Annotated in this window: 19 protein-coding genes; 6 read left to right on the top strand and 13 right to left on the bottom strand. The window is 71.6% G+C overall.

The features are described 5' to 3' along the window. Positions 1-73: 73 nt before the first annotated feature. A complete protein-coding gene (aspS, locus tag A6F73_RS20015) occupies positions 74-1,351 on the bottom strand; it encodes an aspartate--tRNA(Asn) ligase (RefSeq protein WP_063349061.1) in 1,278 nt (425 codons plus the stop codon). Positions 1,352-1,854: 503 nt separating this feature from the next. On the opposite strand from aspS, the gene A6F73_RS20010 reads away from it, so the two are divergent. Continuing rightward, positions 1,855-2,040, top strand: a complete 186-nt coding sequence (locus tag A6F73_RS20010; RefSeq protein ID WP_063349060.1) for a PspC domain-containing protein — start codon at positions 1,855-1,857, stop codon at positions 2,038-2,040. Between the two features lie 109 nt (positions 2,041-2,149). Here A6F73_RS20010 and A6F73_RS20005 read toward each other — a convergent pair whose 3' ends face one another. The 3 genes from A6F73_RS20005 to A6F73_RS19995 all read right to left on the bottom strand — a co-directional run bounded on the left by A6F73_RS20005 (position 2,150) and on the right by A6F73_RS19995 (position 4,985). Further along, entirely contained in the window at positions 2,150-2,506 is a 357-nt protein-coding gene (locus A6F73_RS20005; RefSeq protein ID WP_063349059.1) for a hypothetical protein, read from the bottom strand. A gap of 213 nt (positions 2,507-2,719) precedes the next feature. Then, positions 2,720-3,877, bottom strand: coding sequence for an adenosine deaminase (locus A6F73_RS20000; protein WP_063349058.1), 1,158 nt, complete (start codon positions 3,875-3,877; stop codon positions 2,720-2,722). 130 nt (positions 3,878-4,007) lie between these two features. After that, positions 4,008-4,985 carry a LysR family transcriptional regulator gene (locus A6F73_RS19995; RefSeq protein WP_079135830.1) on the bottom strand — a complete coding sequence of 326 codons (978 nt, stop codon included), beginning with the start codon at positions 4,983-4,985 and terminating at the stop codon, positions 4,008-4,010. Between the two features lie 92 nt (positions 4,986-5,077). Between A6F73_RS19995 and A6F73_RS19990 the strand changes: the two genes are divergently transcribed. The 4 genes from A6F73_RS19990 to A6F73_RS19975 are packed head-to-tail and all read left to right on the top strand — an operon-like array spanning position 5,078 to position 7,590. After that, positions 5,078-6,367, top strand: coding sequence for an MFS transporter (locus A6F73_RS19990; RefSeq protein WP_063349057.1), 1,290 nt, complete (start codon positions 5,078-5,080; stop codon positions 6,365-6,367). Between the two features lie 9 nt (positions 6,368-6,376). Further along, positions 6,377-6,730, top strand: a complete 354-nt coding sequence (locus A6F73_RS19985) for an AbrB/MazE/SpoVT family DNA-binding domain-containing protein (RefSeq protein ID WP_079135829.1) — start codon at positions 6,377-6,379, stop codon at positions 6,728-6,730. After that, positions 6,717-7,010, top strand: coding sequence for a hypothetical protein (locus A6F73_RS19980; RefSeq protein WP_063349056.1), 294 nt, complete (start codon positions 6,717-6,719; stop codon positions 7,008-7,010). The genes A6F73_RS19985 and A6F73_RS19980 overlap by 14 nt, the downstream gene beginning before the upstream one ends. A gap of 25 nt (positions 7,011-7,035) precedes the next feature. Further along, positions 7,036-7,590 carry a Uma2 family endonuclease gene (locus tag A6F73_RS19975; protein WP_063349055.1) on the top strand — a complete coding sequence of 185 codons (555 nt, stop codon included), beginning with the start codon at positions 7,036-7,038 and terminating at the stop codon, positions 7,588-7,590. Positions 7,591-7,681: 91 nt separating this feature from the next. Here the strand turns inward: A6F73_RS19975 and A6F73_RS19970 are convergent, their stop codons facing one another. The 9 genes from A6F73_RS19970 to A6F73_RS19930 all read right to left on the bottom strand — a co-directional run bounded on the left by A6F73_RS19970 (position 7,682) and on the right by A6F73_RS19930 (position 18,703). Further along, entirely contained in the window at positions 7,682-8,020 is a 339-nt protein-coding gene (locus tag A6F73_RS19970; RefSeq protein WP_063349054.1) for a helix-turn-helix transcriptional regulator, read from the bottom strand. Positions 8,021-8,115: 95 nt separating this feature from the next. After that, the gene (locus tag A6F73_RS19965) at positions 8,116-9,393 is read right to left on the bottom strand and encodes a thymidine phosphorylase (RefSeq protein WP_063349053.1); all 1,278 of its coding nucleotides are present in this window, start codon (positions 9,391-9,393) and stop codon (positions 8,116-8,118) included. 96 nt (positions 9,394-9,489) lie between these two features. After that, complete coding sequence (locus tag A6F73_RS19960) at positions 9,490-9,894, bottom strand: cytidine deaminase (protein WP_063349052.1); 405 nt, start codon at positions 9,892-9,894, stop codon at positions 9,490-9,492. After that, complete coding sequence (locus tag A6F73_RS42530; RefSeq protein ID WP_063349051.1) at positions 9,891-11,156, bottom strand: ABC transporter permease; 1,266 nt, start codon at positions 11,154-11,156, stop codon at positions 9,891-9,893. Before A6F73_RS42530 ends, A6F73_RS19960 begins: the two co-directional genes overlap by 4 nt. Then, complete coding sequence (locus tag A6F73_RS19950; RefSeq protein WP_063349050.1) at positions 11,153-12,319, bottom strand: ABC transporter permease; 1,167 nt, start codon at positions 12,317-12,319, stop codon at positions 11,153-11,155. The genes A6F73_RS42530 and A6F73_RS19950 overlap by 4 nt, the downstream gene beginning before the upstream one ends. A gap of 5 nt (positions 12,320-12,324) precedes the next feature. After that, complete coding sequence (locus A6F73_RS19945) at positions 12,325-13,938, bottom strand: ABC transporter ATP-binding protein (RefSeq protein WP_279634956.1); 1,614 nt, start codon at positions 13,936-13,938, stop codon at positions 12,325-12,327. 260 nt (positions 13,939-14,198) lie between these two features. Next, positions 14,199-15,260 (bottom strand): BMP family ABC transporter substrate-binding protein, encoded by a 1,062-nt coding sequence (locus A6F73_RS19940; protein ID WP_063349048.1) that lies wholly within the window; start codon positions 15,258-15,260, stop codon positions 14,199-14,201. 416 nt (positions 15,261-15,676) lie between these two features. After that, entirely contained in the window at positions 15,677-16,930 is a 1,254-nt protein-coding gene (locus A6F73_RS19935) for an amidohydrolase (RefSeq protein WP_079135828.1), read from the bottom strand. Positions 16,931-17,113: 183 nt separating this feature from the next. Then, entirely contained in the window at positions 17,114-18,703 is a 1,590-nt protein-coding gene (locus A6F73_RS19930) for a methylmalonyl-CoA mutase family protein (protein WP_063349047.1), read from the bottom strand. Positions 18,704-18,843: 140 nt separating this feature from the next. Between A6F73_RS19930 and A6F73_RS19925 the strand changes: the two genes are divergently transcribed. Further along, positions 18,844-19,599 (top strand): SDR family oxidoreductase, encoded by a 756-nt coding sequence (locus tag A6F73_RS19925; protein WP_063349046.1) that lies wholly within the window; start codon positions 18,844-18,846, stop codon positions 19,597-19,599. The last annotated feature ends 253 nt before the right edge of the window (positions 19,600-19,852 follow it).

The raw sequence follows: 19,852 nt of genomic DNA, 5'->3' as shown, positions 1-19,852 counted from the left end.
CGCCTGCTGATTCGCCGCCGGCGGGCGGGGGGCTCCGGTCCGTCCGGTGCCCCCCGCCCGCCGGGGTCAGATGTCAGGGCGTCAGGCGGTGCAGGTCGCGCGGGAAGAGCGTGGTCCGGCGGATGTTGTCGGTGCCGGTGAGCCGCGCCGTCCAGCGCTCCAGCCCGAGCGCGAACCCGCCGTGCGGCGGCATCCCGTGCGCGAAGGAGCGCAAGTAGCCCTCGTACGGCTGGACCGGCTCGCCCCGGGCCGCCAGCGCGGCCAGGTAGTCCTCGTGCCGGTGCAGCCGCTGGCCTCCGGTGACCAGTTCGAGCCCGCGGAACAGCAGGTCGAAGCTGTTGGAGTACTCCGGGCGGCCCGGTTCCGGGTGGGTGTAGAAGGGCCGCTTGCGCATCGGGTAGCCGACCACGAACAGGAACTCGCTGCCGTGCTCGCGCAGCGCCCACTCGCTGAGCCACCGCTCGTGCGCCGGGGCGAGGTCCGGCTCGTCGACGCCCAACAGCCGCATCGCCTCGGCGAAGTGGAGCTGCGGGATCTCCGCCGGGACCTCGGGCGGCTTCACCTCCAACAGGTCGACAGCGGCGCCGGCCCGCTCGGCCACCGAGGCGACCATCCCGGCGACCACCTCGCGCAGCACAGCCATCACCTCGCGGTGGTCGGTGATGAAGCCGAGTTCCGCGTCGAGGCTGGTGTACTGCGCCAAGTGCCGCGCGGTGTCGTGCGGTTCGGCCCGGAACACCGGCCCGGTCTCGTAGACCCGTTCGAACACCCCGACCATCGCCTGCTTGAAGAACTGCGGCGACTGCGCGAGGTAGGCGGGGCGGCCGAACCAGTCCAGCGCGAAGACGTTCGCCCCGGACTCGGTGGCCGAGGAGACCACCTTCGGGGTCTGGATCTCGGTGAAGCCCAGGCCGTCGAGGGTGGCCCGGAACCCGCCCACCGAGGCCGCGGTGATCCGGTGCAGGGCGGACAGGCGCGGGTGGCGGAGGGTGACGGGGGCACCGTCGAGGATCACCGGGAGGGCGGCCTCGACGGTCGGCCGGAACAGGCTGACCGGGGGCGCCTCGGCGAGGCTGGACAGGACCTCGACGGTGGGCGAGGTCAGCTCGACGCCGGCCGGCGCCTGCGGGTTGGCGGTGACGGTGCCGCGGATCCGCAGGACGGTCTCCTCCGGCAGGTCGGGGCCCGCGCCGGTGGCGACCACCTGGGCCAGTCCGGAGCGGTCCCGGATCACCAGGAAGGTGACGGACTTGAGTGCGCGGCGGCGGTGCAGCCAGCCACTGATCTCTACGGATTCGCCGACGTGGCCGGGTAGTTCGGCGGCCAGGACACGGGTCGTCGGGTGGATCATCGCGGCCCTCCAGGGGCGTCGTGGTGATCCCTTCGGAGTGCGGGCGAGAAGGGCAACTCGCGGTGCCACCGCACTTTCGCCGCCGCCCGCACGGGCGGCGGCCTCATTGCGGCCCGTTGACGGGGGCTGGCCGGCGGGGCATTTCCTCCCCGCACTCGGGAGTGTCTTCGCTCCGGGACGCAGGGCCGCCTTCACAGCTGCCGGCGGCTCTCTCGGCCCGCGGGGCCCGGAGGTACTCGTCTCCCTCGACGTGTTGCCGGAGAGGCTAGACCGGACCGTCGCCGGACCGCAACGGGCTTTCCCGCCGCCGCGCGGGCGCCACCTGGGGCGTCCGCCTCCGGGCGACCCTGAGACGGACCCCGACACCCGGCTACGCCTCACCGGCGAGTCGGCGGGGTGGCGAATCGACTGCCAGGTGGACGTTTCCGGGAGCGCGGTGGCGGAGAGTGGAAATTAAGCCCGCCGGATCGGCCGGATCGGGTGCCACGACACGGAGTTGACCCATGAGCGCCCGTCTCGCCCGTCCCCGTCACAACCGCGTCATCGCCGGCGTCTGCGCCGGGCTCGCCGAGCGCTACGGCGTGACGCCGTGGACCGTGCGACTGATCTTCCTGATCTCGATCATCCTGCCCGGGCTCCAGTGCCTGGTCTACCTGGCCCTCTGGGTGCTGCTCCCCCAGGAGCCGTAAGCCCGGGAACCGTACGCCCGGCGCCGTCGCGCCGGGGCCGGTACGACGGCGGGCCGCCCGCTCCCGGGATCACCGGGGCGGACGGCCCGTCGTCGTGCCGACGGCCAGGTCAGCCGGCCAGGCCCGGCAGCGGCAGGGTGTGGGTCAGCCCGCCGATGGGGGTCTTGTCGATGCCGGGGATGGTCGGGATGGCGCCACGCGTGGCGGCACCGGCCTCGGCGGCCGGGGCGGGCGCCGCCTGGCCGGCGGCCGGGGTGAGGGTGCCGAGCGTGCCGGTGACCTTGTCGCCGCCGGGCAGCTTGGCGGCGGTGTCGGTGACCGCGCCGGTCACCGCGGGGTTCGTGACCGCGCCGGTGGGCAGCCCGAGGCCGCCGGGCGCGGGGGCGGCGGCGGCGGTACCGGCGCCCACCGCCGCGATGGCGATGCCGAGCGCCGCGGTGCCGGCGGCCTTGAGAGCCTGCTTCATGGTTCGTCCCTTGGGTCGTCGTCGGTGGCCGACATCGGGACGGGGCGGACGGGCTACCGCCGCCACGGCCTGTCAGCATGGACGGGCACACCGTAGTGAGTGGGCCACGCGAGGACCAAAGGGCGTTCACTCACCCGAGTGAGTAGTCGGATGAACGCCAACTCCCTTTCGGGACGTGGGCGTTCACCCGACCATTCGAACGGGCCGGGCCGCTCAGCTGTCGCCGGTGCCCGAGCTGAACAGCCACTCCGCCTTCAGTTCGGCGTACCCCGGCTTGATCACGTCGTTGATCATCGCCAGCCGCTCGTCGAACGGCAGGAACGCGGACTTCATCGCGTTCACCGTGAACCACTCCATGTCCCCCAGCGTGTAGCCGAAGGCCTCCACCAGGTGCCCGAACTCGCGGCTCATGCTGGTGCCGCTCATCAGCCGGTTGTCGGTGTTCACGGTGACCCGGAACTTCAGCCGGCTGAGCAGCCCGATCGGGTGCTCGGCGTACGAAGTGGCCGCCGCGGTCTGGAGGTTGGAGGTCGGGCACATCTCCAGCGGGATGCGCTTGTCGCGCACGTACGCGGCCAGCCGGCCGAGCTCGACGCTGCCGTCCTCGGCCACCGTGATGTCGTCGACGATCCGCACGCCGTGGCCGAGCCGGTCGGCGCCGCAGCACTGCAGGGCCTCCCAGATCGACGGCAGGCCGAAGGCCTCGCCCGCGTGGATGGTGAAGTGGTTGTTCTCGCCCTTGAGGTAGTCGAAGGCGGCCTGGTGGCGGGTGGGCGGGTGGCCCGCCTCGGCGCCGGCGATGTCGAAGCCGACGACGCCCTGGTCCCGGTGGCGGTTGGCCAGTTCGGCGATCTCGGTGGAGCGGGCGGCGTGCCGCATCGCGGTCAGCAGGGTGCCGACCCGGATCCGGTGGCCGGCCGCGCGGGCGTTGGCCTCGCCGAGGCGGAAGCCCTCGTTCACGGCCTGGACGACCTCGTCCAGGGACAGGCCGGCCTCCAGGTGCTGCTCGGGGGCGTAGCGGACCTCGGCGTACACGACGCCGTCGGCGGCCAGGTCCTCGGCGCAGTCGGCGGCGACCTTGATCAGGGCCTCGCGGGTCTGCATCACGGCGCAGGTGTGCGCGAAGGTCTCCAGGTAGCGGACCAGCGAGCCGGAGTCGGCGGCCTCGCGGAACCACTCGCCGAGCTCCTTGGCGTCGGTGGTCGGAAGGCCCTCGTAGCCGACCGCGGCGGCCAGCTCGACGACCGTCTCCGGGCGCAGCCCGCCGTCGAGGTGGTCGTGCAGCAGCACCTTCGGCGCGCGGCGGATCTGGTCGGGGGTGGGGATGCGCGGGCCGGCGCCCGCGGCGGTGACAGGGATCTGCTTCTCCATTGCGGAAATATAGCCCCTACGCGCGTAGACCCACCACTGTTAACACGGCCGGTTCGGCGAAAGTCCACCGGGAATTCCACCGTCCGGGCCATCCCCGGCACATTCGGCCCAGTTACGGCTCAGTTGCGGCTCAGTCGTGCTGCAGCAACCGGCCCCGCCGGGACAGCACGAAGTCCCGGAACGCCGCCACCGGCGGGGTCAGCGGCCGCCCCGCCGCCCAGGCCAGTCCGATCGCCCGCCGGGTACGCGGCGCCGTCACCTCCAGCTCCACCACCCCCGGCCGCGGCACCAGCGCCGGCGGCAGCAGCGCCACCCCCAGCCCGGCCGCGACCAGCCCGCGCAGCGTCTCCGCCTCCTCCCCCTCGAAGGCCAGCCGCGGCACGAACCCGGCCTGCGCGCAGAAGCCGTCCGTGATCGCGCGCAGCCCGTACCCCTCCTCCAGCCCGACGAACGGCTCCTCGGCCACCTCCGCCAGCCGGATCCGCCGCCGGCCCGCCAGCCGGTGGTCCGCCGGGACGACCAGGTGCAGCCGCTGCTCGTCCAGCGGGCGGGCCGTGAAAGCCGGATCGTCCGGCAGCGGCGCGACCAGGCAGAGGTCCAACTCCCCCGCCCGCAACCGCTCCAGCATCGCCCCGACGTAGTCCTGCACCAGCTGGAACCGGACCTGCGGATGCCCCGCCCGGAACCCGCGCAGCAACGCCGGCACCGCGTCCGTCCCCATCGTGTGCAGAAAGCCGAACGCCACCCGCCCGGCCGCCGGATCGGCCTCCGCCCGGGCCGCCTCCGCCCCCCGCTCGACCTCCGCCAGCGCCCGCTCCACCGAGGCCAGCAGCAGCCGGCCGGCCCTGGTCAGCCGGACCGTCCGGCCCTGACGGGCCAGCAGGTCCACACCCAGCTCCTCCTCCAGCCGGGCCACCGCCCGCGACAGCGTCGGCTGCGGCACCCCGAGCAGCGCGGCCGCCCGCGTCACGTGCTCCAGCCGGGCCACCGCCGCGAACTGGGCCAGCCGGGGCGCCAGCAGCACCGCCGGCTCGTCCGGCCCCAACTCCGCCACCCGGTACCGCGGCTCCGTGCCGTCCGTCACGTCCACCCGATCCGCCCCGGCCATCCCGCCACCACCTCGACTCATACGACAACGCATCGATCATCCACCGTTCATGCATTGGACGCATCAACCGCAGCGCGCCTACCGTCGACGACATGCAGCCCGCCGATACCAGGGCATCCGTGACCACCCCGGATGCCCCCGCCCCCGCCGCCTCGCACGACGACCGCCACCGCCCCGGCCAGCGCGCCTTCCGCCGCGCCAACCTCGCCCTGTTCGCCGCCGGAGTCGCGACCTTCGTCCTGCTCTACTCCACCCAGGGCCTGCTGCCGATCCTCTCGGCCGACCTCGACCTCACCCCCGGCCAGGCCAGCTGGACGGCCTCCGCCGCCACCCTCGGACTCGCGCTCGCCCTGCTCCCCGCCAGCGCCCTGTCCGACCGGTACGGCCGCACCGCCGTGATGACGGCCTCCACCCTCGCCGCCGCCACCCTCGCCCTCGCCCTGCCGTTCGCGCCCGACCTCACCACCCTCGTCGTGCTGCGCGTCCTCCAGGGCGCCGCGCTCGCCGGGCTGCCCGCCACCGCCATGGCCTACCTCGCCGAGGAGGTCCACCCCAGCGCCCTGGCCTCCGCGATGGGCCTGTACGTGGCCGGCAACAGCATCGGCGGCATGGGCGGCCGACTGCTCTCCGGCTGGACCGCCGCGGCCTTCGGCTGGCGCTGGGGCCTCGCCGCCTCCGCCGCCCTCGCCCTGCTCGCCGCACTCGCCTTCCGGCTGCTGATCCCCGCCGCCCGGCACTTCACCCCGGCCCCCGTGGATGCCCGCGCCCTCGCCCGCACCGTCGGCCGGCACCTGCGCAACCCGCTGCTGGTGCGGCTGTACGCGCTCGGGCTGCTGTTCATGGCCGTGTTCGGCGCGGTCTACAACACCGTCGGCTACCGGCTGATCTCGGCGCCGTTCCACCTGCCCGAGTCCGTCGCGGCCTCGATCTTCGTCGTCTACCTGGTCGGCACCGGCACCTCCGCCGCGGCCGGCCGCCTCGCCGGCCGACTCGGCCGCCGCGGCGCGCTCTACGTCTCCATCGGCGTGACCGCCGCCGGACTGCTGCTCTCCCTCACCGAGTCCCTGGTCTGCGCCCTGCTCGGCCTGGTCCTGATCACTGCCGGATTCTTCGCCGGCCACGCCACCGCCTCCTCAGCGGTCGGCCGCACCGCCACCGAGGGCCGCGCCCAGGCCTCCGCCCTCTACCTGATCGCCTACTACCTCGGCAACAGCCTCGGCGGCACCCTGGGCGCCGACGCCTACCACGCCACCGGCTGGCCCGGCGCCGCCACCGTCGGCCTCACCGCCATGACCCTCGCCGCCGCCGTCACCCTCTACGCCACCCGCCAGGCCCACGCGGCCCGGCAACAGGACCGACTGGGCAGACTTTCTGCCAGGTAGACTTTCCCCATGGCAGACCTCAAGCGCCGCCGTCGTCCCCACCTGGTGTCCACGCCCGTGCGGAAGAAGGGCGTGGTCACCATCCCGCAGGAGATAAGGGAGCAACTGGACCTCCAGGAGGGCGACCAACTGGTGGTCGCCATCGAGGACGGCCGCATCGTACTGACCCCCGCCTCCGTGATCCCCGACGACCAGGCGTGGTTCTGGGGCGCCGGCTGGCAGGAGAAGGAGCAGGAGGTCGACGAGGCGATCGCCGAGGGCGACCGCGGCGAGGTCTTCCAGGACGGCGACGCCTTCCTGCAGTCCCTCGCTGACGAGGGCGGCCTGGACCTGGAGGAGATCAAGCGCCGTGCCGACGCATGAGTCGCCGGCCCACTTCCTCCGTGACTGGAAGGGCCTGACTCCCGCACAGAAGGCCGCATTCCTCGTCGCCGTCGCCCAGTTCGTCACCGACCTGCGGGCCGGTCAGGGCTTCCGACGCGGCCTGCGAGTGAAGAAGATGCAGGGCCACCCGGACATCTGGGAGCTGACCTGGGCCCCCGGCGGCCGGGCCACCTTCCACTACGGCCTCCCCATCCAGGGCGGGGACCCGCACATCGTCTGGCGCCGGATCGGCACCCACGACGTCTTCAACCGCCCCTGACGACCACCGCCGATACACTCCGGGCATGAGCGTTGATCCGGCGGCGTACGCCCGATTGCGGGAGATCGCCGATCAGCTTCCCCGGCTGCCGGGGCTGGGGAAGGTCGAGATCGCCGACGGAGCGGTCGTCCTGATGCTGTCGCCGGTCAAACGGCACGAACTCGCGGTACTGCGGATCGCTCAACAGCTCAATGCCCAGCTACCGCAGACCCACCCCGGCTACATCGCCCACGGTGGCGCGGACCTGGAGGACGTCGGCCTCGGTCGGCTTCGGAATCCCGACCTGATGGTGTTCCCCGACGCGGCGCTGGACGACGACGACCCGGCCTTCCTTCCCCACGAGATCCTTCTCGTCGTGGAAATCGTCTCCACGTCCAACCCCGAGAGCGACTACCGCGACAAGGTCCACGACTACGCGGCGATGGGCATTCCGCTCTATCTCCTGGTCGATCCCCGCAAGGGCACCGGCATCGTCCACGACGAGCCCGGCTATACCCGCCGCAAGGACTTCGCCTTCGGCGACAAGATCACCGTCGGCCCCTGGACGCTCGACACCAGCGTCCTGCGGACTTACGCCTGAACCCGCACCCGCAGGACACCGGCCGACCGGGCCTGAACACACGGAAGGAGCCCGCACCCGGCAAACCGGGTACGGGCTCCTCGTCGGCCCCTCATGCAGCCGGCGGGTGAAAGCGAAGCCTCACATCGGCACCGGGCACCACGTGGAGGTCCAACTCGGCTTCCAGAGCCACCGCCAGCTTTTCCAACAGCGGCAGGGTGGGCACGGTGCCGGCTCCCTCGATGCACTCGATCTCGTCTTCGGTCATGTTGGCGCGACGGGCCACGTCCGTCTGCGACAGGCCGAGAGCAGTGCGGCGGTCGTAGAGCGCCTGCCCGAACGCCCAGGAGTAACGAAACTCCAGCCGCTCTGCGGCCATCTCCGGGCTCTCCTGCACCTGCTCGCCCAGCAGCTCACGCGTGCGGCGGGTCTTCCACTGGAGGTGGTTCATCGCCACCCCCCTCCGGTTCGATCTCGACCGTGAAGCGGTCAACTCCCATGTGCGGCAGCGTAGGGCACGCTGCCACACATGGGGTAATCACACGGTCACGCGATGCGGTCGAGGACGATCGGGTTCGGGGTGAAGGCCGTGCCGGCCGGGGAGACCTCGATGCCGCCCGTCAGTGCCTCGATGGCGTAGTCGTAGCGCTCGGGGGTGTCGGTGTGCAGGGTCAGCAGGGGCTGGCCGGCCACGACGGTGTCGCCGGGCTTGGCGTGCATCTCGACGCCGGCGCCGGCCTGGACCGGGTCCTCCTTGCGGGCGCGGCCGGCGCCGAGGCGCCAGGCGCAGACGCCGACGGCGTAGGCGTCGAGCCCGGTGAGGACGCCGGAGGCGGGCGCCGGGATGACGTGCTGCTCGCGGGCGACCGGGAGGGGGGCGTCGACGTCGCCACCCTGGGCGGCGATCATGCGGCGCCAGTGGTCCATCGCGGAGCCGTCGCGCAGCGCGTCGGCCGGGTCCTTGCCGTGCACGCCGGCCGCGGCGAGCATCTCGCGGGCGAGGGCGAGGGTGAGCTCGACGACGTCGGCGGGGCCGCCGCCGGCCAGCACCTCGATCGACTCGCGGACCTCCAGCGCGTTGCCGGCGGTGAGGCCGAGCGGGGTGGACATGTCGGTGAGCAGGGCGACGGTGTTCACGCCGGCGTTGGTGCCCAGGCCGACCATGGTGCGGGCGAGTTCGCGGGCGTTGTCGAGGTTCTTCATGAAGGCGCCGGAGCCGACCTTGACGTCCAGGACCAGGGCGCCGGTGCCTTCGGCGATCTTCTTGGACATGATCGAGGAGGCGATCAGCGGGATGGCCTCGACGGTGCCGGTGACGTCGCGCAGCGCGTAGAGCTTCTTGTCGGCGGGCGCGAGGCCGTCACCGGCGGCGCAGATGACCGCGCCGGTGGAGCGCAGGACGTCGAGCATCTCCTCGTTGGAGAGCAGGGCGCGCCAGCCGGGGATGGACTCCAGCTTGTCGAGGGTGCCGCCGGTGTGGCCGAGGCCGCGGCCGGAGAGCTGCGGGACGGCGGCGCCGCAGGCGGCGACGAGCGGGGCGAGCGGGAGGGTGATCTTGTCGCCGACGCCGCCGGTGGAGTGCTTGTCGCTGGTGGGCAGTGGCAGCGAGGAGAAGTCCATCCGGACGCCGGAGCGGATCATGGCGTCGGTCCAGCGGCTGATCTCGTGCGGCTTCATGCCGTTCAGCAGGATCGCCATGGCCAGGGCGGACATCTGCTCGTCGGCGACCTCGCCGCGGGTGTAGGCGTCGATGACCCAGTCGATCTGAGCGTCGCTCAGTTCTCCGCTGTCGCGCTTGGTCCTGATGACGGAGATGGCGTCCATGCGTGCTCCAAGAGGGGTTTCAAAAGCGAAGAGTGTCGCGAGATGACCGGGTTCCGGCCCACTCGCGACACTCTACGCGCGTAACAATTGTCGAAGCTAGAGCCGCTCCGGCCCGAACGCGTCGGGCAGGACCTCACTCATCGGGCGGATCCCCGAGGGCAGCTCGATCAGCAGTTCCGGCCCGCCGTGCTCGTAGAGCAGCTGGCGGCAGCGCCCGCACGGCATCAGCAGTTCACCCGCGCCGTCGACGCACGTGAAGGCCGTCAGCCGGCCGCCGCCGGTGGCGTGCAGCGCGGACACCAGCCCGCACTCGGCGCACAGCCCGAGCCCGTACGAGGCGTTCTCGACGTTGCAGCCGGTGACCAGCCGCCCGTCGTCCACCAGCGCGGCCGCGCCGACCGGGAACTTGCTGTAGGGGGCGTACGCGTGGGTCATCGCCTCGCGCGCGGCCGCGCGCAGCCGCTCCCAGTCGATCGCGGCCGACGCCGCAGGCGCCGTCACTTGCCCTGGCCCTTGCGGTAGATCTGACCGTCCGCCTTCGGCATGCGCAGCCGCTGGGAGGCCAGCGAGAGCACCACCAGGGTGATCACGTACGGCGTGGCGACGATCAGCGGGCGCTGCACCTCGTCGGTGAGCGCGTACCAGGCGCCGAGACCGCCGGCGACCACGAAGGAGATCGCCGCGCCGGTGAACTTGCGCCGGTACAGCTGCCAGAGCGCGAGCAGTGCCATCGCGATGGCGACGGTCAGGATCAGCACGTGCACCGACTCCGGGTCGCGCAGCTGGAGGCTGTCGGTGAAGCCGAACAGGCCGGCGCCCATGGCCAGGCCGCCCGGCATCCAGTTGCCGAAGATCATCGCGGCGAGGCCGATGAAGCCGCGGCCGAGGGTCTGGCCGTCCTTGTAGAAGTGCGCCGCGACCAGCGAGAGGTACGCACCGCCGAGGCCGGCGAAGGCGCCGGAGGCGATGACCGCGAGGTACTTGTACTTGTAGACGTTGACGCCCAGCGACTCGGCGGCGGTCGGGTTCTCACCGCAGGAGCGCAGCCGCAGGCCGAACACCGTGCGCCAGAGCACGAAGTAGCTGACCACGATCATCGCGCCGGCCAGCAGCACGACCACCGAGATGTTGGTGACCAGGCCGCCGACCACGCCGGCCACGTCCGAGACCAGGAACCAGTGGTGCTTCTCGATGTCGGACAGCCACGAGGACAGCCCGGGAACGGTGATGTACGGCAGCGGATCCGCCGGCGGCGACTGGTTCGCACCCGCGCCGACCGCGATGTAGTCCTTGTAGTAGATCCGGTTGACGTACGCGCAGATGCCGGGGATCAGCAGGTTGATGCCGACGCCGGAGACGATGTGGTCGACGCCGAAGGTGACGGTCACGAGCGCGTGCAGCAGACCGCCGAGCGCGCCGCCGAGCATGCCGGCCAGCAGGCCGACCCACGGGTTGACCAGGTAGCCGGCCCAGGCACCGCAGAAGGTGCCGGCGACCATCATGCCTTCGAGGCCGATGTTCACCACGCCGGCCCGCTCCGACCACAGACCGCCCAGACCGGCCATGCCGATCGGCACGGCGGCGCTGAGCGCGGCGGTGATCTGACCGGAGGAGGTCAGCGCGTGGTTGCCGGTGGCCATGCCCACGGCGGAGAACAGGACCAGGGCGCCCGCGATCAGCAGCAGCACCACCGGCCAGGACATCTTGCGCTTCTTGGTGGGCGCGCCCGGCGCCTTGGGACGCGCGGCGGTAGCCGTGCTCATGCGGACACCTCCTTCTTCTCAGTGGCCGCGAGCTGAGCCGCGAGCTGGGCGGCGAGCTGGGCGCCGACCTTCTGCTGCTGGCGCTTCAGGCCGTAGCGGCGCACCAGTTCGTAGGCGACGACGACGCAGATGACGATGGTGCCCTTCATGACGTCGACGATCTCGAAGGGGAAGCCGCCCTGGAGCGGCAGCTGGGAGCCGGTGGTGTCCAGGAAGGCGAACAGCAGGGCCGCGAAGGCCATGCCGATCGGGCTGTTGCGGCCGAGCAGGGCGATCGAGATGCCGAGGAAGCCCAGACCGGGCTGGAAGCTCTGGCCGTAGTAGAACGAGTTCTGCACCAGCTCGGGCATGCCGATCAGACCGGCGATCGCGCCGGAGACCGCCATCGAGATGATCACCATGCGCTTGACGTTCACGCCGGACGCGGTCGCGGCCGACTCCGAGCGGCCGGTGGCGCGCAGGTCGAAGCCGAAGCGGGTACGGGTCAGCGCGAACTGGAACACCACGCCGACCAGGGCGGCGATGAAGATGAAGCCCCAGAGCGGGCCACCCGCCGTCTCCAGCGTGAAGAAGTGGCTGGACTGCGAGATCGGGTCGGTCTGGATCGAGTTGCTGGTGGCGCTCGTCTTCGGCGCGAAGATGCCGGGGACGAGCAGCAGGCCGACGACCGCGATCGAGATCGAGTTCAGCATGATGGTCGAGATGACCTCGCTGACCCCGCGGTAGACCTTCAGCAGACCGGCGATGCTCGCGTACAGGCCGCCGACCAGCATGGCGGTGACCAGCAGCAGCGGGATCTGGATGATCGCGGGCAGGTCGACCTTGGCGCCGACGAAGGCCGCGAACAGCGCCGCGACCTTGTACTGGCCCTCGACGCCGATGTTGAACAGGTTCATCCGGAACCCGAAGGCGGCGGCAGCTGCGGCCAGGTAGTACGTGGTGGACCGGTTGAGGATCCCCACTTGGCCGTCCGACTTGCCGGCGTACGTGAGCATCACGTTCCACGCGTCGAACGGGTTCTTGCCCGAAGTCGCCAGCAGGACGGAGCAGATCACGATGGAGAGCACGACCGCGAGCACCGGCGCCGCCAGTGCGAGCACGATCCGCTCACCGCTGATCCGCTGCGCCAGGCTGCGCTTGGCGGCGGTGTTGGGACTGGTCATGTGGGTTACTCCCCCGCCTGCGGGTCGTCGGCGGTGTCGGTGGGGCCGGCGTCGGACTCGGCCTCGGTGCCCTCCGCGAGGATCTCGTGGAAGTGCTCGACGGCCTCCGCATCGGACTCGAGGTGGCCGCTGGCGGCACCCGTCATGGCGGTGCCGAGGTCCTCGGCGGTGACGGTGGCCGGGTCGGCGTCGGCGACCAGGCGCCCGCGGTAGATGACCCGGATGGTGTCGGACAGGCCGATCAGCTCGTCCAGGTCGGCGGAGATCAGCAGGACGGCCAGGCCGGCCCGCTGGGCGACCCGGATGTGCTCCCAGATCTGCGCCTGCGCGCCGACGTCCACACCACGGGTGGGGTGCGCGGCGATCAGCAGCTTGGGCTGGTGGCTCATCTCGCGGCCGATGATCAGCTTCTGCTGGTTGCCGCCGGAGAGGGAGGCCGCGGTGACCTCGATGCCGGGGGTGCGGACGTCGTAGGCCTCGACGATCCGCCAGGTGTCCTTGCGGGCGGCGCCCGGGTCGAGCAGGACGCCCTTGGAGTTGGGCGCCTCGGTGACGTGACCGAGGATCCGGTTCTCCCAGAGCGGGGCCTCCAGCAGCAGGCCGTGCTTGTGGCGGTCCTCGGGGATGTAGCCGATGCCGGCCTCGCGGCGGGCCCGGGTGAGCGAGCCGGAGAGGTCCTTGCCGTCCAGGGTGACGGTGCCGCCGTCCAGCGGCAGCATGCCCATGATGGCCTCGACCAGTTCGGCCTGGCCGTTGCCCTCGACGCCGGCGATGCCGAGGATCTCGCCCTTGTGGATGCGCAGCGAGATGTCGTCGAGGACGACGCGCTCGATGCCCTCGGCGTCGGTCTTGGCGATCCGCAGGTCCTTGACGTCGAGCATCTCGGTCGTGGTGACGGTCGACTCGCGGCTCTCCGGGGAGGGCAGCTCGGCGCCGACCATCATCTCGGCCAGCTGACGGGCGGTGACGGCCTTCGGGTCGGCGTCGCCGACCGTGGTGCCGCGCCGGATCACGCTGATCGCGTCGGCCACCGCCAGCACCTCGTGCAGCTTGTGCGAGATGAAGATGACGGTGACGCCCTCGGACTTGAGCTCGCGCAGGTTGTCGAACAGCGCGTCGACCTCCTGCGGGACGAGCACGGCCGTCGGCTCGTCGAGGATCAGGATCTTGGCGCCGCGGTAGAGCACCTTGAGGATCTCGACGCGCTGGCGGTCGGCGACGCCGAGGTCCTCGACCAGGGCGTCCGGGCGCACGCCCAGGCCGTACTGGTCGGAGATCTCCTTGATCTTCGCCTTCGCCTTGGCGCCGATGCCGTGGAGCTTCTCGCCGCCGAGGACGACGTTCTCCCACACGGTGAGGTTGTCGGCCAGCATGAAGTGCTGGTGGACCATGCCGATGCCGCGGGAGATGGCGTCGCCCGGGGTGTTGAACTCGCACGGCTCGCCGTTGATCGCGATGGTGCCCTCGTCCGGCTTCTGCATGCCGTAGAGGATCTTCATCAGCGTCGACTTGCCGGCGCCGTTCTCACCCATCAGGGCGTGCACGGTACCGCTGCGGACGGTGAGGTTGATGTCGTGGTTGGCCACGACACCGGGGAAGCGCTTGGTGATGCCGCGCAGTTCGACGGCCGATGTCGCCGTCCCCGCGCTGGGGGTACCGTCCTCGCGCGGGGGGACGGGGTCGGATGCGGTGATGGCGATCTCCTGGTGGTCTGGAGGCGCGTCGTTGCGCTGGGAGGGCCAAGGGGAAGACAGGGGGACGGGACGGGGCCCGGGGGTACGCGTTGAGCGCACCCTGCCGGGCCCCTCCCGTGATGCTTTGCCGTTCATGGCGCTGCCGGGCAGGCGGCAGTCGCCGGTGCGTCCGGGACGCGCGGGCCTTACTGGGCCGGCGCGGTCGGGACGGTGGTGGCGCCGGAGGTGATCGCCGTGGTGGCGCCCTTCAGCTTGTCCTGGATGTCGTCGAGCTTGCCGCCGGTGGTGGCGAGCGAGACGCCCTCGGCCTTCAGGTCGAAGAGCTTGATGCCGGTGAACGGCTGGCCCTTCTTGATCGACTCGATGTAGGAGAAGACGGCGTTGTCGACGTTCTTCACCATCGAGGTCAGGATGCTGTTCTTGTACTTCGCCAGGGCCGGCTGGGCGGCCTGGTCGGAGTCGACGCCGATGGCCAGGGCACCCGGCTTGTTGGCGACGGCCTCGATGGCGCCGTTGCCGGAGGAGCCGGCGGCGGCGTAGATGACGTCCGCGCCCTTGTCGAGCTGGCCCTGCGCGGCCTCCTTGCCCTTGTCGGGCGAGTTGAAGCCGGTGAAGTCCGGAGGCGTGGTCAGGTAGGTGGTCTCGACCTGGATGTTCGCGTCGACGGACTTCACACCCGCCTTGTAACCGGCCTCGAACTTCTTGATGAGCTCGGTCTGCACACCGCCGATGAAGCCGACGTGCTTGGACTTCGACTTGTTCGCGGCGGCGACGCCGGCGAGGTACGAACCCTCCTGCTCGGCGAAGACCAGCGAAGTGACGTTGGACGGCTGGTCCTTGTCGTTCGAGTCGATGATCGCGAACTTGACGTTCGGGTTGTCCTTGGCGACCTTGTCGACCGCCTGCTGGTAGACGAAGCCGACCGCGATGATCGTCTTGTAGCCGCCGTCGATCAGGTTCTTGAGGCGGGTCTCCTTGTCGGCCTCGGCCTCACCGGTCTTGGCGTCGGCCTCGGTGACCGCGACGCCGAGCTCGGCCTTGGCCTTGTCGAGACCGCGGGCGGCGGAGTCGTTGAACGACTGGTCGCCACGGCCGCCGATGTCGTAGGCCATACCGACCTTGATCGAGCCGTCGCCCGAACCGGAGGAGGTGTTGGTGTCAGTGCTCTTTGCGCCGCAAGCGGCGAGCGAGGCCATGCCCAGGGAACCCGAGAGCACAACCGCAGCGAGCTTCATTGAACGGCGCAAGGGAGTATCTCCTTCTCACACGCACCTGATTAGCGTGGTCGGACGCCACCGTAACGCGCGTAGAACACGGTTGGGTTACGGGCTGCCGGACCATTCGGGTTGTTATCAAACCGTGGTCTCACGGTCTTCCCAAGGCCCTATTCCCGTGCGCGGACGGTGATCCAAAGCTGGTTTTGCGGCCCAGTCTACGGAACCGTTCGATAACCCCGGATGGCGGTAAACCGGCCGGTCACCGAGATGAGGTGCCGGCCGGTCGCCCGAGGGTCGCCCGAGAGGGCGTTCACGCAGTGCCCGAGGAGATGCCCGAGGACGGTGTGCGCCGCTCAATCCCGCGGCTCAGTACTGCTGTTCGGTTTCGGCGGCTCGGTCCTGCCGCTCAGCTCTGCCGTTCGATTTCCGCAGCTCAGTCCCGCGGCTCAGTGCTGTGGCTCGTCCAGGGCGAGCGCCGCGAACAGCTCCACGCCGATCCCGATCGCGCGCTCGTCGGCGTCGAAGCGGCCCTGGTGCAGGTCGCGGACGGTGGTGTCACCGGGGGCGCGGACGCCGAGCCGGGCCAGCGCGCCCGGGGCGTGCTCCAGGTACCAGGAGAAGTCCTCGCCGCCCAGGCTCTGCTCGGTGCTCTCCACCACCTGCGCACCCTCCCGGCCGAACCGGTCGGTCATCGCCGCGTCCAGCAGGGCGACCGAGACCGCCTCGTTGACCACCGGCGGCACCCCCCGGTGGTAGTCCAGCGTCCACTTCGCCCGGTAGGTCTCGGCGAGCTTGGCGATCAGCTCGTGCAGCAGGTCGGGCGCCTCGCGCCAGCCGTCCAGCTCCAGGCAGCGGACGGTGCCCTCCAGTTCGGCGCGCTGCGGGATGACGTTGGGCGCGGAGCCGGAGGCGATCCGGCCCCAGACCAGGCTGACGCCCCAGCGCGGGTCCATCCGGCGGGCCAGCGCGCCCGGCAGGTCGGCGGCCATCCGGGCGATCGCGGTCACCAGATCGGTGGTCAGGTGCGGGCGGGCGGTGTGCCCGCCGGGGCCGTCCAGGTGCAGCACCAGGCGGTCGCAGGCCGAGGTGATCGCCCCGGTGCGCAGGGCGATCCGGCCCACCTCCACCTTGGGGTCGCAGTGCACCGCGAAGATCCGGCCGACGCCGTCCATCCCCCCGGCCTTGATCACGTCCAGCGCACCGCCCGGCAGGACCTCCTCGGCCGGCTGGAACACCAGCCGGACGGGGCGGCGCAGTTCGCCGGTGCGGACGGCCTCGGCCAGCACCAGGGCGGTACCGAGCACCACCGCGGTGTGCACGTCGTGGCCGCAGGCGTGGGCCCGGCCGGGGACGGTCGAGCGGTACGGCACGTCGGTCTTGGCGTCGTCGATCGGCAGCGCGTCGATGTCGGCGCGGAAGGCCAGGAACTCGGCGCCGGGGGCGGTGCCGGCCGGGACGATGTCGACGATCAGGCCGGTGCCGCCGGGCAGCACCCGGGGGCTCAGGCCGGCCGCCACCAGCCGGTCGCGGAGCAGGCCGGTGGTGCGGAACTCCTGGCGGCCGAGCTCCGGGTGCCGGTGCAGGTCACGGCGGAAGGCGATCAGCTCGGACTCCAGCCCCCGGACCCGGGCGCGCAGTTCGGCGGCGGGGCGTGCGGTGGCCAGAGTGGCGCCCGGCTGAGCGGGCTCAGGACGGTTCATCTCAACAAGGGTAGGCCTGTTGGGGGGATTTGGCCCGACTTCTGGAAAACTAGTCCCCGGATGGGCGCATACCGGCCGAACAGGTGGGTATGACATCTCGTTTCAGCCGCCTTCCCCGATTGCTTGCCCTGTGCAACGACCGCCCGGAGCGGCGGTCACGGCCGGCCCCTTCTTGGCGATGCGTCAGAAGCTCTCCACCGGGGCGTACACGCCCCACACCTCCCGCAGCGCGTCGCAGACCTCGCCGACGGTGGCCCGCGCGGCCAGCGCCTCCTTCATCGGGTACAGCACGTTCCCCGCCCCCTCCGCGGTGCGGCGCAGGCCGTCCAGCGCCCGGGCGACGGCCACGCGGTCCCGCCCGGCCCGCAGCCGGGCCAGCCGCTCGGCCTGCTGCCGCTCGACCGCCGGATCCACCCGCAGCGGCCGGTACGGCTCCTCGGCGTCCAGCCGGAAGCGGTTGACGCCGACCACCGTCCGCTCCCCGGAGTCGGTCTCCTGCTGGAGCCGGTAGGCGGTGCGCTCGATCGCGGCCTTCTGGAAGCCCTGCTCGATCGCGGCCACCGCGCCGCCCAGCTCCTCGACCCGGGCCATCAGCGCCAGCGCGGCGGCCTCCACCTCGTCGGTCAGCGACTCGACCGCGTACGAGCCGGCGAACGGGTCGACGGTGGCGGTCACGTCGGTCTCGTGGGCGAGCACCTGCTGGGTGCGCAGGGCGAGCCGGGCGGCCTTCTCGGTGGGCAGCGCGATCGCCTCGTCGAAGCCGTTGGTGTGCAGCGACTGGGTGCCGCCGAACACCGCGGCGAGCGCCTGCACCGAGACCCGGACCAGGTTCAGCTCGGGCTGCTGGGCGGTGAGCTGCACCCCGGCGGTCTGGGTGTGGAAGCGCAGCATCCACGAGCGCGGATCCTTCGCGCCGAACTCCTCCCGCATCACCCTGGCCCAGATCCGGCGGGCGGCACGGAACTTGGCCACCTCCTCCAGCAGCGTGACCCGGGCCACGAAGAAGAACGAGAGCCGGGGGGCGAAGTCGTCCACCGCCATCCCGGCGGCGATCGCGGTACGGACGTAGGCGATGCCGTTGGCCAGCGTGAAGGCGATCTCCTGCGCCGGATCCGCCCCGGCCTCGGCCATGTGGTAGCCGGAGATGGAGATGGTGTTCCAGCGCGGGATCTCCGCCCGGCAGTACCGGAAGACGTCCGCGACCAGCCGCAGCGAGGGCTGCGGCGGGAAGATGTACGTGCCCCGGGCGATGTACTCCTTCAGCACGTCGTTCTGGACCGTGCCGGTCAGCCGGGCCGGCGCCACCCCCTGGGCCTCGCCGACCAGTTGGTAGAGCAGCAGGAGCAGTGCGGCGGGCGCGTTGATGGTCATCGAGGTGGACACCCCGCCCAGCGGGATGCCGTCGAACAGCACGGCCAGGTCCTCGACGCTGTCGACGGCCACGCCCACCTTGCCCACCTCCCCGGCGGCGAGCGGCGCGTCCGAGTCGTAGCCCATCTGGGTGGGCAGGTCGAAGGCCACCGACAGGCCGGTGCCGCCGCCCGCGATCAGCTGCCGGTAGCGGGCGTTGGACTCGGCGGCGGTGCCGAAGCCCGCGTACTGGCGCATCGTCCACGGCCGGCCGGCGTACATCGTCGGGTAGACGCCCCGGGTGTACGGGTACTCCCCCGGCCGGCCGAGCCTGCTCGCCGGATCCCAGTCGGCCAGCGCCTCCGGGCCGTACAGCGGCTCGATCGGGAAGCCTGACTCGGCGCGGCGCGGCTCGGCTGCCATGAGGTCCCTCCACGGGATCGGCGGGGGCATCGGTCGGTCCTCGCAATGTAGGACAGGACCTGGAGCGGGACCGGGCGGCGCGGGCGCGGACACGGTTGAGATGATCGGGTGAACGACCGGATGAGCCCCAGGGAGTGGCAATGACCGAGCAGAAGGTGGCCGTGGTCACCGGTGCCAGCAGTGGAATCGGCGCGGCGACCGCCCGCCGGCTGGCGGCCGAGGGCTTCGACGTGGTGCTGACCGCCCGGCGGACCGAGCGGATCGAGGCGCTGGCCAAGGAGATCGCCGACGGGGGCGGTTCGGCCAGGGCGGTCACGCTCGACGTCACCGACCGGGCCGCCGTGGACGCCTTCGCGGCCGAGGTCGGCCGGGTCGACGTGCTGGTGAACAACGCCGGCGGGGCGATCGGCGCCGAGACGGTCGAGCACGGCGACCCGGCCGACTGGCTGGCCATGTACGAGGTGAACGTGCTCGGCGTGCTGCACGTGACGCAGGCGCTGCTGCCGGCCCTGCGGGCCACCGGCGACGGCACCGTGCTGGTGCTCTCCTCGACCGCCGCGCTGGCCGCGTACGAGGGCGGCGGCGGGTACGTCGCGGCCAAGCACGCCGCGCACACCATCGCGGCGACGCTGCGCCTGGAGCTGTGCGGGGAGCCGATCCGGGTGATCGAGATCGCCCCCGGCATGGTGAAGTCCGAGGGCTTCGCCGTCACCCGCTTCCGCGGCGACGAGGAGAAGGCCGCGGCCGTGTACGCCGGCGTGGCCGAGCCGCTGACCTCGGAGGACATCGCCGACACCGTGGCCTGGGCGGTCACCCGCCCCCCGCACGTCAACATCGACCTCCTGGTCGTCCGCCCCCGCGCCCAGGCCGCCAACCACAAGGTCCACCGCGCCTGACGGCGGTCGGATCCACCGGCGGCCCGGCCACCCCGTACACCTCTGGCCAAGGGCCTCGCCAGAGCCGCCCTCCTGAGGTGGGGGTGCCGGATCAGCGGATGCCGGATTAACAGATGAATGTGGGGAGGGCGCTGACACAAAGATGTCAACGTCACAACTTGATAGCTCGTCCGGATGAATTCCGCGCGCGCCCTCCCCAACTGATGACGGCTCAACTACCTTTGAGGAGCTGCCCGACCGGCGCCGTGACGCC

The organism is Streptomyces sp. MJM8645 (assembly GCF_001625365.1).
Classification (GTDB): Bacteria; Actinomycetota; Actinomycetes; order Streptomycetales; family Streptomycetaceae; genus Kitasatospora.
Note: the sequence above shows the minus strand (reverse complement) of the source record. Positions and strands in the feature narration are given on the sequence as shown.

Bases quoted from the DNA above. Each gene is read 5' to 3' on its own strand.
- aspS (WP_063349061.1), bottom strand. From the start codon at position 1,351: ATGATCCACCCGACGACCCGTGTCCTGGCCGCCGAACTACCCGGCCAC.
- A6F73_RS20010 (WP_063349060.1), top strand. From the start codon at position 1,855: ATGAGCGCCCGTCTCGCCCGTCCCCGTCACAACCGCGTCATCGCCGGC.
- A6F73_RS20005 (WP_063349059.1), bottom strand. From the start codon at position 2,506: ATGAAGCAGGCTCTCAAGGCCGCCGGCACCGCGGCGCTCGGCATCGCC.
- A6F73_RS20000 (WP_063349058.1), bottom strand. From the start codon at position 3,877: ATGGAGAAGCAGATCCCTGTCACCGCCGCGGGCGCCGGCCCGCGCATC.
- A6F73_RS19995 (WP_079135830.1), bottom strand. From the start codon at position 4,985: ATGGCCGGGGCGGATCGGGTGGACGTGACGGACGGCACGGAGCCGCGG.
- A6F73_RS19990 (WP_063349057.1), top strand. From the start codon at position 5,078: ATGCAGCCCGCCGATACCAGGGCATCCGTGACCACCCCGGATGCCCCC.
- A6F73_RS19985 (WP_079135829.1), top strand. From the start codon at position 6,377: ATGGCAGACCTCAAGCGCCGCCGTCGTCCCCACCTGGTGTCCACGCCC.
- A6F73_RS19975 (WP_063349055.1), top strand. From the start codon at position 7,036: ATGAGCGTTGATCCGGCGGCGTACGCCCGATTGCGGGAGATCGCCGAT.
- A6F73_RS19970 (WP_063349054.1), bottom strand. From the start codon at position 8,020: ATGAACCACCTCCAGTGGAAGACCCGCCGCACGCGTGAGCTGCTGGGC.
- A6F73_RS19965 (WP_063349053.1), bottom strand. From the start codon at position 9,393: ATGGACGCCATCTCCGTCATCAGGACCAAGCGCGACAGCGGAGAACTG.
- A6F73_RS42530 (WP_063349051.1), bottom strand. From the start codon at position 11,156: ATGAGCACGGCTACCGCCGCGCGTCCCAAGGCGCCGGGCGCGCCCACC.
- A6F73_RS19950 (WP_063349050.1), bottom strand. From the start codon at position 12,319: ATGACCAGTCCCAACACCGCCGCCAAGCGCAGCCTGGCGCAGCGGATC.
- A6F73_RS19935 (WP_079135828.1), bottom strand. From the start codon at position 16,930: ATGAACCGTCCTGAGCCCGCTCAGCCGGGCGCCACTCTGGCCACCGCA.
- A6F73_RS19930 (WP_063349047.1), bottom strand. From the start codon at position 18,703: ATGGCAGCCGAGCCGCGCCGCGCCGAGTCAGGCTTCCCGATCGAGCCG.
- A6F73_RS19925 (WP_063349046.1), top strand. From the start codon at position 18,844: ATGACCGAGCAGAAGGTGGCCGTGGTCACCGGTGCCAGCAGTGGAATC.